This window comes from Jeotgalibacillus sp. ET6, from assembly GCF_029667115.1.
Classification (GTDB): Bacteria; Bacillota; Bacilli; order Bacillales; family Jeotgalibacillaceae; genus Jeotgalibacillus.
Genome location: NZ_JARUIU010000006.1, coordinates 62,579 through 77,048, shown reverse-complemented (window position 1 = coordinate 77,048; position 14,470 = coordinate 62,579). Strand labels below are relative to the sequence as shown.

The 14,470-nt window shown below is 42.4% G+C and carries 16 protein-coding genes; 2 read left to right on the top strand and 14 right to left on the bottom strand.

The annotated features are described in order from the left end of the window. Positions 1-19: 19 nt before the first annotated feature. From P6709_RS14950 to paaA, 13 genes are all read right to left on the bottom strand, one after another. Positions 20-1,123: a Leu/Phe/Val dehydrogenase gene (locus P6709_RS14950; protein WP_278241793.1), complete on the bottom strand. Its 1,104-nt coding sequence runs from the start codon at positions 1,121-1,123 to the stop codon at positions 20-22. A gap of 225 nt (positions 1,124-1,348) precedes the next feature. Continuing rightward, a complete protein-coding gene (locus tag P6709_RS14945; protein ID WP_278241735.1) occupies positions 1,349-2,302 on the bottom strand; it encodes an NAD(P)H-dependent flavin oxidoreductase in 954 nt (317 codons plus the stop codon). Positions 2,303-2,375: 73 nt separating this feature from the next. Next, a complete protein-coding gene (paaX, locus tag P6709_RS14940) occupies positions 2,376-3,251 on the bottom strand; it encodes a phenylacetic acid degradation operon negative regulatory protein PaaX (protein WP_278241734.1) in 876 nt (291 codons plus the stop codon). A gap of 114 nt (positions 3,252-3,365) precedes the next feature. Continuing rightward, positions 3,366-4,565: a thiolase family protein gene (locus tag P6709_RS14935; protein WP_278241792.1), complete on the bottom strand. Its 1,200-nt coding sequence runs from the start codon at positions 4,563-4,565 to the stop codon at positions 3,366-3,368. A gap of 22 nt (positions 4,566-4,587) precedes the next feature. Next, the gene (locus P6709_RS14930) at positions 4,588-5,433 is read right to left on the bottom strand and encodes a 3-hydroxyacyl-CoA dehydrogenase (RefSeq protein WP_278241733.1); all 846 of its coding nucleotides are present in this window, start codon (positions 5,431-5,433) and stop codon (positions 4,588-4,590) included. A 69-nt stretch (positions 5,434-5,502) separates the two neighbouring features. After that, positions 5,503-7,020 (bottom strand): aldehyde dehydrogenase family protein, encoded by a 1,518-nt coding sequence (locus P6709_RS14925; protein WP_278241732.1) that lies wholly within the window; start codon positions 7,018-7,020, stop codon positions 5,503-5,505. Positions 7,021-7,035: 15 nt separating this feature from the next. Next, entirely contained in the window at positions 7,036-7,809 is a 774-nt protein-coding gene (locus P6709_RS14920) for an enoyl-CoA hydratase-related protein (RefSeq protein ID WP_278241731.1), read from the bottom strand. Positions 7,810-7,825: 16 nt separating this feature from the next. Beyond that, positions 7,826-8,605 (bottom strand): enoyl-CoA hydratase/isomerase family protein, encoded by a 780-nt coding sequence (locus P6709_RS14915; protein ID WP_278241730.1) that lies wholly within the window; start codon positions 8,603-8,605, stop codon positions 7,826-7,828. Next, positions 8,598-8,906: an EthD family reductase gene (locus P6709_RS14910; protein WP_278241729.1), complete on the bottom strand. Its 309-nt coding sequence runs from the start codon at positions 8,904-8,906 to the stop codon at positions 8,598-8,600. Before P6709_RS14910 ends, P6709_RS14915 begins: the two co-directional genes overlap by 8 nt. Before the next feature lie 52 nt (positions 8,907-8,958). After that, positions 8,959-9,468 carry a 1,2-phenylacetyl-CoA epoxidase subunit PaaD gene (gene paaD / locus P6709_RS14905; RefSeq protein ID WP_278241728.1) on the bottom strand — a complete coding sequence of 170 codons (510 nt, stop codon included), beginning with the start codon at positions 9,466-9,468 and terminating at the stop codon, positions 8,959-8,961. A 22-nt stretch (positions 9,469-9,490) separates the two neighbouring features. Further along, complete coding sequence (gene paaC, locus P6709_RS14900) at positions 9,491-10,294, bottom strand: 1,2-phenylacetyl-CoA epoxidase subunit PaaC (protein ID WP_278241791.1); 804 nt, start codon at positions 10,292-10,294, stop codon at positions 9,491-9,493. Beyond that, entirely contained in the window at positions 10,291-10,644 is a 354-nt protein-coding gene (paaB, locus tag P6709_RS14895) for a 1,2-phenylacetyl-CoA epoxidase subunit PaaB (protein ID WP_278241727.1), read from the bottom strand. The genes paaC and paaB overlap by 4 nt, the downstream gene beginning before the upstream one ends. A gap of 15 nt (positions 10,645-10,659) precedes the next feature. Then, positions 10,660-11,613 carry a 1,2-phenylacetyl-CoA epoxidase subunit PaaA gene (gene paaA / locus P6709_RS14890; protein ID WP_278241726.1) on the bottom strand — a complete coding sequence of 318 codons (954 nt, stop codon included), beginning with the start codon at positions 11,611-11,613 and terminating at the stop codon, positions 10,660-10,662. 501 nt (positions 11,614-12,114) lie between these two features. Between paaA and P6709_RS14885 the strand changes: the two genes are divergently transcribed. Continuing rightward, positions 12,115-12,567, top strand: coding sequence for a hypothetical protein (locus P6709_RS14885; RefSeq protein WP_278241725.1), 453 nt, complete (start codon positions 12,115-12,117; stop codon positions 12,565-12,567). 3 nt (positions 12,568-12,570) lie between these two features. Here the strand turns inward: P6709_RS14885 and uvsE are convergent, their stop codons facing one another. Further along, entirely contained in the window at positions 12,571-13,443 is an 873-nt protein-coding gene (uvsE, locus tag P6709_RS14880) for a UV DNA damage repair endonuclease UvsE (protein WP_278241724.1), read from the bottom strand. 134 nt (positions 13,444-13,577) lie between these two features. Between uvsE and kynA the strand changes: the two genes are divergently transcribed. After that, on the top strand, positions 13,578-14,423 hold the full coding sequence (gene kynA, locus P6709_RS14875) for a tryptophan 2,3-dioxygenase (protein WP_278241723.1): 846 nt from the start codon (positions 13,578-13,580) through the stop codon (positions 14,421-14,423). Positions 14,424-14,470 lie beyond the last annotated feature (47 nt).

Here is a 14,470-nt window from a genome sequence, read left to right as displayed (position 1 = left end):
TCTTTTCCAGGAATTACTGTCATATCCTGACCGCCCACTTTGGTCGTTTCATATGAGAGAAAAAACTGTTTCTTCGTGCTCTTGACCGCATTCGCTGCTCACAGAAAAGATTTGAAGCTTCTACTGTAGTCATCCCATTTTCTTCAGCTGTTCTGTAAATATTAAGGAGTGAAGTATAGATGCCTTTTGTTTGTCTCAAGACTCTTTCTTTATTAGGTTCGTAAAGTTCATCTGCTACCTGTATTAATCCGCCTGCGTTAACGATATAATCCGGTGCATAAAGAATGCCTTTTTCCTTTAAAGCCTGCGCATGCTCCTCTTCAAGCAGCTGGTTATTAGCTGAGCCCACGATGGCTTTTACCTGCAATTGTGCAATGGTTTGATCATTTAAAATCCCGCCCATTGCACAAGGAATAAAAATATCCCCTTTAGCATCATAAATTGCATCCCCCTGTGCCACTTCAACCTCAATATTCATCTTTTCACCAAGCGCCTGAATATGCAGCAAAGAAAGTTGATTCAAATCAGATACAACCAGTTTTTTTGCTCCTCCAGTGATTAACTGCTCCGCAACTTTCGCTCCTACTTTTCCTAACCCCTGAATAATATAGGTCCTGTCATGCAATCCATCAGATTCATATAATACTTGATTCGTAGCCTGTAAGCCGTAGATTACCCCGTGAGCTGTCGGGATGGACGAATCCCCGCTGCCTCCATACACCTCATCCACCCCGACAATACAGTTGGTTTCTTTTAGAGCATGTACAAAATCTTCCGGTGTTGTTCCCATATCGGTTCCTGTATAAAATCGTCCGTTCAGTGACTCTACAAACTGACCGAATGACCTGAATAACTCAGGGCTTTTGTCTTTTGAAGGGTCTCCGATAATTACCGCTTTTCCTCCACCAAAATCCACATCCGCTGCCGCACATTTATACGTCATCCCCCTGGAAAGGCGAAGAACATCTTCAAGTGCATGATCTACACTCTCATATGGCTGCATTCTGCACCCTCCCAGAGCTGGTCCAAGAGATGTATTATGTATTGCGATAATCGCTTTGAGACCAGTTTCTTCATCATTGCAGAAAACAACCTGTTCATGGCCTTTAATTTTTTCAAACATATGCACGTGTAATTCCTCCTCATTAAAAGAAAACGCTTACATTTTTATCTGAATTAAAAGCGCTTATCCAGCGACCCATTAAACTAGTTCAACCTTAACTCTAAGCGATAAATATACATGATGCTGAAGGCAGACTTAGAAAAAACATATGACGGTATTTTAACGCTATAATATCATTTCGTATCATCAATAGTCAATATATTGAAAAAATTCAGTTATTACAATTTATATCGGCAGTTTTTTTTGAGCAGAGCTTAAGAAGATCTTTGCTTCTGCTACCATCGTTTTGATTAAATCCTCAACAGAAGGAATGTCTTCTATAAGGCCGGAAATTTGTCCGCCGTTTAAAAAGCCTTCTTCAAGCCTGCCCTCCATGGCTCCCGATATATGATGAAATTCAGAGGTTGCATCAAGATATTCGTTGACGGTCATACCCTTTTCTTCTGTTTGTAAGACATTTTTTATATAAGGTGTAGGCAAAACTCTTCGTACTTTTCCGACTGTCCTGCCAGAGATCAGTGTGCCATCATCACGACTTGAAATAATGGCGGAGATGTAATTAGCATGCACGCCAGATTCTTTTGTCGCGATAAATCTTGTCCCCATCTGAACACCGAAGGCACCAAGAGCAAGTGCCGCAGCTAAACCCCTGCCATCTCCGATTCCTCCGGCTGCTGCAACCGGTATCGAAATGGCTCGGCACATTTGAGGGATTAATGCCATAGTTGTTGTTTCAACGGGAGAATTTATTCCCGCTGCTTCATACCCCTCGCCAATCACGATATCAGCTCCTGCTTTTTCTGCTTTAACTGCCTGAGCAACAGTCCCTGCAACGGTCATAACTGTGCAATGATGCCCCTTTAACATTGGGATATGCGGCGCCGGATTGCCGGCAGATAAGGAGACAATTTTAATCTGGTGTTTTCCCACAAGCTCCAATAATTCAGCAGCATGATCATTGACTGAAAGAGCAATATTGACCCCAAAAGGCAGACTCGTTCTTTTCTTTGTGTCAACAATCATGTCTTCAACCTGTTCAGGCTCCATTGTTCCTGCTCCAATCATGCCAAGCCCACCTGCATTGGATACGGCTGCAGCAAGTGGAGCATTGGAGACGTTTCCCATGCCGCCTTGAATAATCGGATAAGTGATGCCCAGAATCCGGGTTAAGTTGTTCATGCGTTTCCTCCCTGCTTTTAGCGCTGAAATGCTGCTTCTAAAGCTTGATCGAAGTTGGTCTAAAAAAGAAGCCCTAGTTGATCATGAACGGATGGTTCATCGCATTAGTAGAGCTGTTTTTCAAAGTCAGTTCGTTTCCCTCTCCAAAAACGGATTCAAAAAATCTAAGGGCCGGCTGTGCAAGTTCACTATAATAAGCGTCGAATAAATAAGCAGCCTCATCTCCCAGCCATTTTTCAGGCAGAAGTTCCTGGGGGAGTCCGGGGTCCACAAACAAAAACTTACGGTATTCATGCACAAGTTCTGTCCGTTTTACAAAACACTCCGCATCTAAGGTTTTTCCATTCAGAATCTGTTCTTTATCCGTTATGTATTTCGGTTTGTATTCATTGATAAACCATTTATATTTTGCATTGATTTCATTTAAATCCCAGCTTTTATTTACCAGACTTTGATTCGTTTGAGGTGCGATATAGTCTGCAACGAAAAAATCTACATACTCACCGATCTCATATTTTTCGATCAACCCTTTTACCTGTTCCTCAAGATTATGTGGTGAGATCCAGCAGCTGGTCGATAGCGAGCCGAACCCGCTCCATACCAGCTCCTTACGAAGTTCATCTCTTACTGAACGGATCTCTTCCGGTATGGTATACATCAGCATTCTCCATTTGCCGTCCCACTCTTCAGGCTTCAGTTTAAATATTCTTTTAGCTGCCTCCTCCATCCTGGCAGATCCTCTTTGTGTAAGCGAATAAAAGCTTTTGTTTCCCTTTTTTTCACCTTGAACCCATCCCTGTTTGTTCATTCGGGATATTGCCGCACGAACCGCCTGATCATTGTGGCCAAATTCATTTAAAAGGCGAATTAAGCTTCCTACCCAGATTTTATTGCCGTAATGCCTGATATAATCACCATATAAAGTAAAAATCATCGACCGTGTATTCATTCTGTTTTTCATCCTTTACTTCAATCGGTTTATTTCTTCTGGTTTAATATTACCACGATCCCTGCCCGATTTCTTTAGAAGTCATGTTGTCCGGATGAATGATTCCTCTTCTGTTCAGCAGCGTTCTATAATCGTCGTAAGTCCCTGCCCGACTCCGACACACATGGATGCAGCACCGAATCGTTTGTTTTGTTTGTTTAACTCGTGCACAAGGGTGGTCAGAATGCGTGCACCGCTAGCTCCCAATGGATGTCCAAAGGCGATGGCACCCCCATTTACATTCACCTTTTCTTCCTTAATTCGGAGCTCCTGAATACAGGCAAGTGTCTGAGCAGCAAATGCTTCATTTATTTCAAACAAATCAATTTCTTCAATCGACAGACCCGCTCTTTTTAATGCTTTTCTGGTTGAATACACGGGACCAATCCCCATTAGTGAGGGTTCCACCCCTGCTGCAGCAGAGCATACATAGCGGGCTAATGGTTTTATATTAAGTGCTGATGCTTTCTCTTTAGACATTAAAAGAAGCGCTGATGCCCCGTCATTGATCCCGGAGGAGTTTCCAGCCGTAATGGTTCCATTTTCAAAAAGAGGCTTAAGTTTCTCTAATTTTTCAATGGATGAATTTTTTCTTGGGTGCTCATCCGCGACAACTTCTGCTTCATATCCATATTTATCTTTTATCTTCAGTGCTATGATTTCATTGGAAAAACGGTTTTCGCTTATCGCTTGTTGGGCCCTTAGTTGACTTGAAAGCGCAAACTGATCCTGTTCCTGTCTGGATATATTATACTTACGGGCTACATTTTCGGCTGTTTGAGGCATGCTGTCCGTTCCGAATTTCGATTCCATAACGGGATTGCTAAAGCGCCAGCCAATTGTCGTGTCCATCAATTGCTTATTTCCTCGTTCAAACGGATCTGCATGTTTAAGCATGACATATGGAGCCCTTGTCATGCTTTCGGTTCCGCCTGCTATAAAAACATCACCTTCTCCTGCTGCAATTGCCCGGGCAGCATAGTTCACTGCGTCTAGACCGGAAGCACAAAGACGATTTATGGTGACGCCGGCTGTTTGAACAGGCAGGCCAGCGAGCAGCGCCGACATCCTGGCGACATTCCGGTTTTCTTCGCCTGCTCCGTTTGCGTTTCCAAAAACGACTTCTTCAATCATTGAAGTTTCTACAGAAGGATTTCTCTCAAGCAGCTGTTTAATGACTGCAGCTCCCAAGTCATCTGGCCTAATGGTTTTTAATATGCCGTTATACTTTCCTATTGGTGTCCGAATGGCGTCCACTATGACCGCTTCTATCATGCTTTCTTCGCTCCTAACTTTTTCAAGTGTAAGTAAATACACCCCGTCCCGACTTTCTTCCAAGCCGGCCTGCTTTCACATACTTAACCAGCAAAGGCGCAGGTCTGAATCTCTCGCCCAATGTGGAGTGCAAATAAGTTAAATTATTTAGTCTAGTATCTAATCCCACTAAATCACCGAGTTCAAATGGTCCCATTGGATAATTAAGGCCAAGCTTGATGGCTTTATCAATTTCCTCAGGAGACCCAATCCCTTCCTGCAGCATATGAAATGCCTCATTTCCGACTAATGCAGAGATTCGGCTGGTTACAAAACCTGGTGATTCATCAATGACCACTGTCTCTTTCTTTAACTGCTTTGCCAGATGCAGTGTTTTTTCAACCGTTGTCTCAGAGGTTTCAAGTCCACGTACTACTTCAATCAATGGCATTTTATGAACCGGATTAAAAAAATGCATTGCCACAACTTTTTCAGGTCTGCTTGTACAGGACCCCAATTCTGTTGGACTCATGGTAGACGTGTTTGTAGACAAAATGGTGTCAGCACCTGAGTGAAGATCCATTAGTTTAAATACCTGTTTTTTGATTTCCATCTTTTCCGTTACGGCTTCAATAATAAAGTCTGCCTGGCTAAAAGCTGCAGGAAGGTCCGTTGTATAGCTGATATTTTCACTTACTCTTACTGCTTCTTCCGGCTCAATCTTATTTTTTTCCACCCCTTTATGCAAAAGACCGCTGATCGTTTGTTCAGCCTTTTTCAGCTGCTCCTGACTTATGTCAGCAAGCGTAACCTTTAGTTTATTCAGGCCGGCTATGTAAGCAATTTCCCTTCCCATAACTCCGGCACCTGCAACTGTAATTCTCTCCATAGGAAATTCACCCTCCCCTGATCAAAATCACTCACGGAGAGGTTTATGCTCCGTGAATGAATTTTTTCCTTATACACCAAGCGGGTTTAATGGCTTGTTGCCATAATACGCAACAATACTTTTGGTTTCACAATACAGATCCAGCGTTTCAACACAGAGCTCCCGGCCAAAACCTGACTGCTTGTACCCGCCAAACGGTGTCCCTGGAAAAGCTGAAAATGGACAGTTGACCATGACAATGCCTGCCTGAATTTGTTTGGACACCCTTGTTGCTCTCGCATGATCTTTTGTCCAAATCGCTGAACCCAATCCGTACTCGCTGTCATTGGCAAGTCGAATCGCTTCTTTTTCATCCTTAAATTTCATGACAGTCACTACGGGACCAAATATTTCTTCTTTCACCGCTTCCATATCCTGCGTGACATTTGTCAGAATCGTAGGTTCATACCAGTAGCCATTTTCATAACCGGAAACAGCCGCCTTCTGTCCGCCCGTTTCAACTGTAGCCCCTTCTCTTAAGGCAGATTTTACAAATCCATCTATGACGTTAAGCTGATCCTCATTAATAATTGCCCCAACATGTGTTTCTTTAAGAAATGGGTTGCCAAGCTTTAGTTTTTTTGTTTTCTCTATAAACATTCTCATAAAGTCATCATAGATGTTATCCTGCACATACAATCTGGATCTAGCTTCACAGGATTGTCCCGAATTATAAAATATTCCAAATAAAGACCCATCTACAGCTGCTTCTAAGTCCGCGTCCGCAAATACAAGACTCGGTGATTTGCCTCCAAGTTCTAATGTGACTCTTTTTAGCGTACTCGAGGCTTTTTCCATAATTTTTCTGCCGACAGGGGTTGAGCCCGTGAAGGCAACCTTGTTTACTTTTTTATGTTCCACTAAATAGTTGCCCACATCCTGACCGGAGCCGGGTACAATATTGACCACACCAGCAGGTACACCAGCCTCTAAACAAATTTCCCCTAGAACAATAGCTGTCAGTGGAGTCAGGGAAGCAGGCTTAACAATGATCGAACAGCCAACTGCAATAGCCGGTGCCACCTTCCACGCCGCCATCATCAACGGATAGTTCCATGGAATAATCTGTGCACAAACCCCTATCGGTTCATGTTCTGTGTGGTTTTGAAAAGCACCAGGCATCGCATTTACACTTCCTCTGTGGCTGACAATCGCCCCAGCATAAAATTCAAAATCCTCAATCGCCTGCATAACCTGACCCTGCGCCGCAGCCAGAGATTTTCCGGTGTCCAATATTTCCAGTTCAACAAGTTCGTTAAAGCGTGCTCTCATAATTCCAGCAATTTTATTCAGGATCCGAGATCGCTTGTTGACAGGAAAATGTCTCCATTTACCATGATCAAAAGCTTGTCTTGCTGCTTCAACCGCCAGTTCTGCATCCTCAATGGTTCCCTTTGAAACACGGGCTATTTCTTCCCCTGTAGCCGGGTTGACCGTTGTAAAGGTTTCTCCGCTTAACGATTCTCTTCGCTCTCCGTTAATAATCAATTGATAAATACTTCTCTTCATAACCATCTGCTCCATAGGCTGCTCTTTCATGGTTGACATATTTATCATCCCTTCTTATTCCCCTTTAAAATCCGGGGTTCTTTTTTCTTTAAATGCTGCAAGACCTTCCATGTGATCGGGAGACTTGCCTGCTATTCTCTGACTATAGCTTTCTTCAAGCAAATACGATTGAAGATTTTCACCCCAGCTTTTTTGAAGAAGGCGTTTAATAAGGCCGACTGCCACTGTGGGTTTCTGAGCAAGCATTGCGGCAAATTGCGCTACCTCCTTCTCCCAGTTTTCATCATTCACGACCCGTGTTACGAGTCCGGACTCTTTAGCTTCTTGAGCGGTAATCTTTTCTCCAAAAACAGCAAGTTCCATTGCCTTTGCATGTCCAATCAATTTAGGCAGATAAAACAGATTAGCGGAATCAGGAATTAATCCTACGTGGATAAACGCTTGCACCAGTTTCGCTTTTTCGTGCATGAGCCTGAAATCACAGGCTAGCGCCAAACTCAAGCCAGACCCTGCTGCTGCGCCATTTATTGCTGCTACTACAGGCTTATTAAGAGATGCTATCTGGAGCATCACAGGCATATATCGAGTTCTGATGACTTCACCATGATCCAGTTCTTCTGTTACACCATCCAAATCTTCACCAGCAGAAAAAGCCTTTCCGCTGCCTGTAATCACGAGGCAGCGTACAGTTGGTTCTTGCGCTGCTTTTTTAAGCGCAATCATCAGTTCCTGGTGCATCCCTTCAGTAAAGGCATTTAATTTATCTTTCCTATTCAATGTGATCGTTGCCACGCCATGATTTTCTTCATAGAAAATGGTTTCAAACATCGAAACAGCCTCCTGATTATCTGCCTTTAAAATCAGCTTTTCTCTTTTCTTTAAAAGCACGCAGTCCTTCTTTTTGATCCTCGGAAGAAAATAGTAAATAGAAATTTTTTCTTTCCTGCTGCATTCCTTCAGCGAGAGATAACTCATTCGCTTTATGTACGGACTCTTTAATAAGCCTGACGGAAAGCGGCGGTTTTTTTGCGATAGCTTCTGCCATTTTTTCTGTTTCTTCCACTAGAAGCTGATCGGGAACGATGCTTGAGACGATGCCATATTGCCATGCATCTTCAGCCGAAAAGCGCTCACCGGTCAACAGCCATTTCATTGCCCTCGCATGTCCAATCAGCTTTGTCAGCCGCTGCGTCCCCCCTGCTCCCGGCATAATACCAAGCCCTGCTTCCGGAAACCCAAATTCGGTGTATTGACTCGCAAGTAAAATGTCACAGCATAGCGCTAACTCGAATCCTCCGCCTAAAACAAACCCATGAACTGCCCCAATAATCGGTTTTTTAATTCTGGCAATTCGGTCCCAATCACTGAATTGATTAAGGAGCTCTAATTCGATCGCATTTTTATCGAGCATCTCATCGATATCAGCACCGGCAGCAAAAGCCCTGCCAGCACCTTTTAGCACGATTACCTTAACGGTTTGGTCCTGATCAAAATTCTCCATCGCCTGAACGATTTCTGAAACCATCATTGTATTCAATGCATTCAGAACCTCGGGACGATTTAACGTGATCGTTCCTGCGTTTTTTACGATCTCTGTCTGAATGTGCGACCACTGATTATTCATGAACCTCTTCACCGACCATTAATGTGACAAGATCTCCCGCAAACGACATGACATCTTTTCCTGAAGCTTTTGCTTCATCCGTTTTCATGGCTTTTTTAAACGCATCATTACTCTCGTATACCATTTCACACATCAAGTAATAGGGAGCTTCTCCTCCCATTGGACTCCCAGACATTTTTGTTACCGTCATCTTTTGAAGTCCTGGAATGGATGCTGTAATAGGTCCGTGGGTTCCAAAATAGTGCTCATCAAATGCTTTTTTGTTTTCCGGCTGTTTGTAAAGTGCGATCAATTTCATCATTGTAAAATTCAACTCCTATTTTGTTTTTGGGAAATCTGTTTCTATTACTTGATTACATCCAGTTAGAGACCGGCTTCATGGCCTCAAAAGGATTTTTACAGCTTTTGCAGTATAAAATGCTGCGGCAGGCTGTAGGCCCAAACAGATTATCTAAAGTTGTATAAAGAGAATCGCAATAGGGGCAGGCTGCCTGCCACTCACCCGTGGTGCCTGCTTCTTTCATAGGCGGAGCGATTCCAAACTCTTTCAATCTGAGTTTTCCTTCTTCACTGATCCGGTCCGACGTCCAGGGCGGATGATAAATAAAGTGAACATCCATCTGCTTAACCTCTTTTACTTTTGTAAACGCTTTCAAAATTGAGGTTTTAATAATATCAAGGGCAGGACACCCCATAAAGGTTGGTAGAAGAAAAAGGGTCAGCGTACCATCTTGCAACTCTGCCCGCTCCACCATACCCAGTTCCAAAATACTGATTGAATCTATCTCCGGATCTTTTACTGACTGAAGTACTTGATTGATTCTGATTTTTTCTTCAACGTTTAAACCGTCATGCCATGTCAAAAGAAGCTGCCTCCTTTCTTTTTCACCAGGCTGCTGCTGGATCTGTTCGGTAGACCTCAGTTAAAGTTGTTAGTGCATGCTGAAGTTCCTGTGTATGTTCACCAAATCTTCCTCTTCCTGAACGGTACCCAAAGCTGCCTTTATAGGGAATAGATAATGTGTGAAATACCGGTTTTACACTATTATGAAATCTCTCGAGTAATACATCCTCTTTATCAATTAGCTTGAGGTTTGCCATCTCAGCTGATAAAGGACCTAATGAGCAGACATCCCCAAATTCCTGTTCAACACGGATTATGGCTTCAAGCATTCTTTGCTTTGCCTCTCCCCCTGAAAGTATCAGCTGTTTAAACCACACCGTCCAGTGCAGAATATGGTAGTGCAGCTCCATGTTTATCTTTACAGCTGCATGAGCCAAAGGTTCGTAGGCTGATTGCTTTAACGATTCCAGTTTTATTTTTTTTGCGATAGAGTAATAAAATTGCCTGACCACTGTAAAAGCCCAATCATAGCGAGGTTCCTTTAAATAATGACCTGTACCATTTGGAATCTCGCACAGAACCGCATTTTTACGCTGACTTCCTTCCCTTGCATGGGAAAGCTCATCCATATTGCCCTCACCCAGCTGCTCCAGCAGGCCATAGAACATTGCTGCATGCCCCATTGTGTCCTGACTGATGGAAGAAAAAGCAACGTCCTCTTCAATATGAGGAGCAAGACCAAGCCATTCTGAACCGCGGCAGGCCAGAATAAAATCATCATCTGCGAGCTGATAGAGAAGTTCTACCACTGTTTTTTTAAAAGATGGCGTCCCCAATTCTGTCATTTCTTCAATTTCCCTCCCCACGAAAAAATCTCTTTTTCATCGAGCATTTCCTGTTCATACTGCCGCCATTTTTTTTGAAGATAGCCATATCCTTTTGTGTTTCTGTAATCTTTATTGTCAATCCTTAGCAATGACAGTCTTTCTTCCGGTGTCATTTTTTTTATTGATGACCGTTTCATCACCCATATATCTGCAACCGGCTCACGTCTCATAAAATTTTCCTGAGCAAGAACGAGTGCCATTTCTTCGTTTGGAGCAAGCAGGCTAAATTGATATTGCATTGGTGAAGTAGCCGTTCTTTTACTGAACACCTCATATTCCTGAAAAAAACCAGCTGTCTTTGAGTTCAAATAAGCCCCACCTTTCTATATTGCTTCCTCTGATTGAGCTAGGGCTTCCCTTACCCATTCATTGTTTTCATAGGAAAGCTCTCTCAATCTTAAGCGTTCTTGAGATTTTGGCCCTTTATTCTTCACAATTTCTTTGAACTTTTCCCAGTCCGGCTGCTGATACACCCACTTATCCTGTTTTTGATCATACAGCATGGTTGAATCAGGAATAGTCAGACCAATCGACAAGATCCTTGGGACATATTTTGTGAAAAAATCCTGACGCAGCTCCTCATTCGACTTTGACCGGATTCTGTATTTTGCCGTAACATCCTGTTTTGATGAACCAGTAGCTTTGGCATCTCCAGGCCCAAAAAACATCAGCAGCGGCTCCCACCAGCGGTCGACTGCCTCCTGCACCATTTTTTTCTGATCGTCGGTTCCTTCCGCGAGTGCCAGTATGATCGCCTCTCCATGCTGTGCGTGAAACACCTCTTCGGCACAAATCCGTTTTAAGGCACGGGCATATGGTCCATAAGAGGCATTCAGCATATTCGTTTGTGTAATAATAGCAGCACCATCAATGAGCCAGCCAATTAAACCGGCATCTCCCCAGGTTGGCGCTTCCATATGAAAAACGTTGTGAAATTTCAACCTGCCCGTGAAAAGATCTTCCATGATGTCTTCCCTTGTTCTTCCCAATGGTTTTATCAGATCTTCCGTTACTCTTAACAAAAGCTGTCCATGACCCATCTCATCCTGTACTTTTGCCATGATGCCGAGCTTTCTTTTCAGTGTAGGGGCTTTGGGGACCCACTCTTTTTCAGGCAGTGCACCCATGATTTCGCTAATTCCATGCATGGAAATAAGCTTAATCAAAACATTTCGGTACTCATCCGGCATCCAGTCATCTGCTTCAATTTTTTCTCCTGCCTCAATGCGCTCCATAAACCTGATGTTCTTATCCTCTAACGATTCTAAATTGATCATACTACCACCTTTTTATATGACGTTATTTTAACGTAATTATATAATATCGTCATGCTTTGTCAATATAATTTTCAGAATTTAACAAAAACATATAGAGGATTTATCTGTGTTCAATTTTGAAAACAGCTTCTCTAGTCAATGTCTGATCATTCTTTAGTTGTTTTGTTGCCTAGTAAAAAGAGAAGGTGTTGCGTCACTACTGAAAAAAGTTTTAAAATGAAATTTTTTATATGTAGGTGAATGAAGCAGAAGGCGGTGACTGTAGGATATGACGGCAAGCTCATATTTTAAAGGGCAGGACCTGTAAAAAGCTCAGTGCCTTCCCTGCGGAAAGCATCCGAAGGTCAATGAACAGATGAAAGAGCCCGGGCTACTTTGTGTCCCAAGCTCTTTCTGATAGCAAATAAAAATATATTTTTTTCAAATCTTTTCAAAAAGGTAAAGATAGTAAACGCTTTTGAATACGTATGAAGTAGACACTTTAAGAAATGAGGGGGTACGATGAGAAAAAGAAATTTATCCTTTATACCCGTGCTGCTTTTATCGATCGCAGGGGTGATCATTTTAATTGTCCTCTTTTTTCCTTCTGAAAAAGATCAGGTAATAGAAGCTGCAGAAGAATTTTATACCCTTGAACAGCAGGGTGAAGCATCCTCTTCCTGGGATTATCTTCATCCGGATTTGCAAAAAAGGTTTTCAAAGGATCAGTATATTATTGACCGTTCAGCATTATTGAATGAGCATTTTCAATCTGACTCTTTTTCTTATTCCCTGGGCTCTCCTGAAAAGATAGACAGCTGGCAAATGACCAACGAAGCGACCCCCCTGCCTGTTTATCAAGTTGAAGCAACGATCAGATATAACAGTGTATACGGGAAAATGGAAATGGTTCAGTACCTGTACATTACTGAGCTTAATGAAGAATGGAAAATACTTTGGGATTACAATTTTTGATGCCTATCCTCTTTCTTTATGAAGATGCGGCAGAACGGATTGTTCCTTTAGTTTAGCTTCGAACATGATATCTGCATCCACTCCATCCAGCAGTCCCAAAAAAGCATCCAGATCTTCTTCTAAAATCAGATCATGATGGCTGCGGTCAGTTGAGTGTGTTTTTCCGCTGCTGATGTGACATTTTGGCTTTTTGTCTCCCCAGCTCTTCCACACTTCATTCAGTAAAGGCTTTAGTTCCTCTTCCCCTGGATTGCAGTTGTGGTGATGAATATCAAAGCATATAGGCGCACCTGTTTTTTGATGCACCTTTACCACATCCTCCAACGTAAAAGATTTATCATCATTTTCAATTCTGAGGAGGGATTTAATCCCATCCGGCAGCCGTTTGTAATTTTGGGCAAACCTTTCAATGGCTGCTTCCTTATCACCGTAAACCCCGCCAATGTGCAGGATCATATCCTGGCCATTGACTGCATTCATCATTCGTTCATGGTAGGTTAAATCGTTTATTGTATTGGTGACAACAGCCGGATTTTTTGAGTTTAATACATTGTATTGACCCGGATGACAGCTGAAACGCATGGAATAGTTTTGCTGGAGTGCTTTTATTTCATTTGTAATTTCCAATACATCTTCATCTGTCCACCACTCCCAGTCATTAATTTGATGGGTGGCAAATGGCACCAGATCACTGCTGAAGCGGTAAAAATAAATATCGTTCTGAAGGTTCCATTTTACAGCCTCCAGGGTCTGACTGAAATTACTTAGCGTCAGCTCCTTAATATAGTCGATTCCTTTTTCTTCTGCCGTTTTCAGGCGGCAGGTTCTAAATTTAGTGGGGATCGTTAAATTAATGCAGGCATAACCAAACCTCATTATTGCACCTCTTCTTAATGCCACGCTGCTTGTTTACTTTAGCCGGCTAGTATTGTTTATCATATATTTATCACGTTACAATAAACGATAAACGGGGATGTGACAAATTTTGATGTGTAAATAAGGGGGAAAACATGACACTAGATCATGATCGGTCAAAACACGGCGAAAAAAACATTCGAATGGATTTTAAGGATGCGATGACCTACGGTGAATATTTGAGTCTTGATCATTTGCTGGATGCTCAAAACAGATTATCAGACCATCACGACGAAATGCTCTTTATCGTTATTCATCAAGTAAATGAGCTTTGGATGAAATTAATTTTACATGAATTAACTGCCTCTATTAAAGCGGTCCAAAATAATCAACTGGATGCTTCTTTTAAAAAACTGGCTCGCGTGTCCAGAATTCAGGCTCAAATTATCCAGGCATGGGATGTACTCTCTACTCTTACTCCTGCTGAATACAGTGAGTTCAGGGAATCGCTGGGAAATGCCAGCGGCTTCCAGTCATTTCAGTACCGTATGATTGAGTTTGCTCTTGGATATAAAACAGCTCATATACTTAAAATATATGAAAAAGATCAAAAGCTTTCACAGACCTTGCACGAAGCACTGCATGCCCCTAGTCTATATGATTCAGCTATTCAGGCACTAAGCCGGGCTGGCTTTCCAATTGACCACAACGTCTTAGCCCGCAATATGACTGAACCATATACTGAAAATAAATCTGTCCTGCAGGCATGGCTTTCTGTATACAAGAATAAAGAGGAAAATTGGGATCTATATCAGCTGGCAGAAAAACTGGTAGACATTGAAGATGGAATGCAGCAGTGGAAATTCAGACATATGAAAACCGTGGAGAGAATTATCGGGTTTAAACAAGGAACAGGGGGTTCCTCCGGGGTTCACTATTTAAAAAAAGTACTGGATCAGCGTTTTTTCCCGGAATTATGGGAACTGCGAACAAATCTTTAAGGCTGACAGCACTTTTTTAAAATAGCAAAAAAGCCGTTCCATAAATG

Excerpts from the sequence above, each read along its gene's own strand:
- P6709_RS14920 (WP_278241731.1), bottom strand. The coding sequence starts at position 7,809 with ATGTTTGAAACCATTTTCTATGAAGAAAATCATGGCGTGGCAACGATC.
- P6709_RS14930 (WP_278241733.1), bottom strand. The coding sequence starts at position 5,433 with ATGGAGAGAATTACAGTTGCAGGTGCCGGAGTTATGGGAAGGGAAATT.
- P6709_RS14885 (WP_278241725.1), top strand. The coding sequence starts at position 12,115 with ATGAGAAAAAGAAATTTATCCTTTATACCCGTGCTGCTTTTATCGATC.
- kynA (WP_278241723.1), top strand. The coding sequence starts at position 13,578 with ATGACACTAGATCATGATCGGTCAAAACACGGCGAAAAAAACATTCGA.
- paaA (WP_278241726.1), bottom strand. The coding sequence starts at position 11,613 with ATGATCAATTTAGAATCGTTAGAGGATAAGAACATCAGGTTTATGGAG.
- P6709_RS14925 (WP_278241732.1), bottom strand. The coding sequence starts at position 7,020 with ATGTCAACCATGAAAGAGCAGCCTATGGAGCAGATGGTTATGAAGAGA.
- P6709_RS14945 (WP_278241735.1), bottom strand. The coding sequence starts at position 2,302 with ATGAACAACTTAACCCGGATTCTGGGCATCACTTATCCGATTATTCAA.
- P6709_RS14910 (WP_278241729.1), bottom strand. The coding sequence starts at position 8,906 with ATGATGAAATTGATCGCACTTTACAAACAGCCGGAAAACAAAAAAGCA.
- uvsE (WP_278241724.1), bottom strand. The coding sequence starts at position 13,443 with ATGAGGTTTGGTTATGCCTGCATTAATTTAACGATCCCCACTAAATTT.
- paaC (WP_278241791.1), bottom strand. The coding sequence starts at position 10,294 with ATGACAGAATTGGGGACGCCATCTTTTAAAAAAACAGTGGTAGAACTT.
- P6709_RS14950 (WP_278241793.1), bottom strand. The coding sequence starts at position 1,123 with ATGTTTGAAAAAATTAAAGGCCATGAACAGGTTGTTTTCTGCAATGAT.
- paaX (WP_278241734.1), bottom strand. The coding sequence starts at position 3,251 with ATGAATACACGGTCGATGATTTTTACTTTATATGGTGATTATATCAGG.
- P6709_RS14935 (WP_278241792.1), bottom strand. The coding sequence starts at position 4,565 with ATGATAGAAGCGGTCATAGTGGACGCCATTCGGACACCAATAGGAAAG.
- P6709_RS14915 (WP_278241730.1), bottom strand. The coding sequence starts at position 8,605 with ATGAATAATCAGTGGTCGCACATTCAGACAGAGATCGTAAAAAACGCA.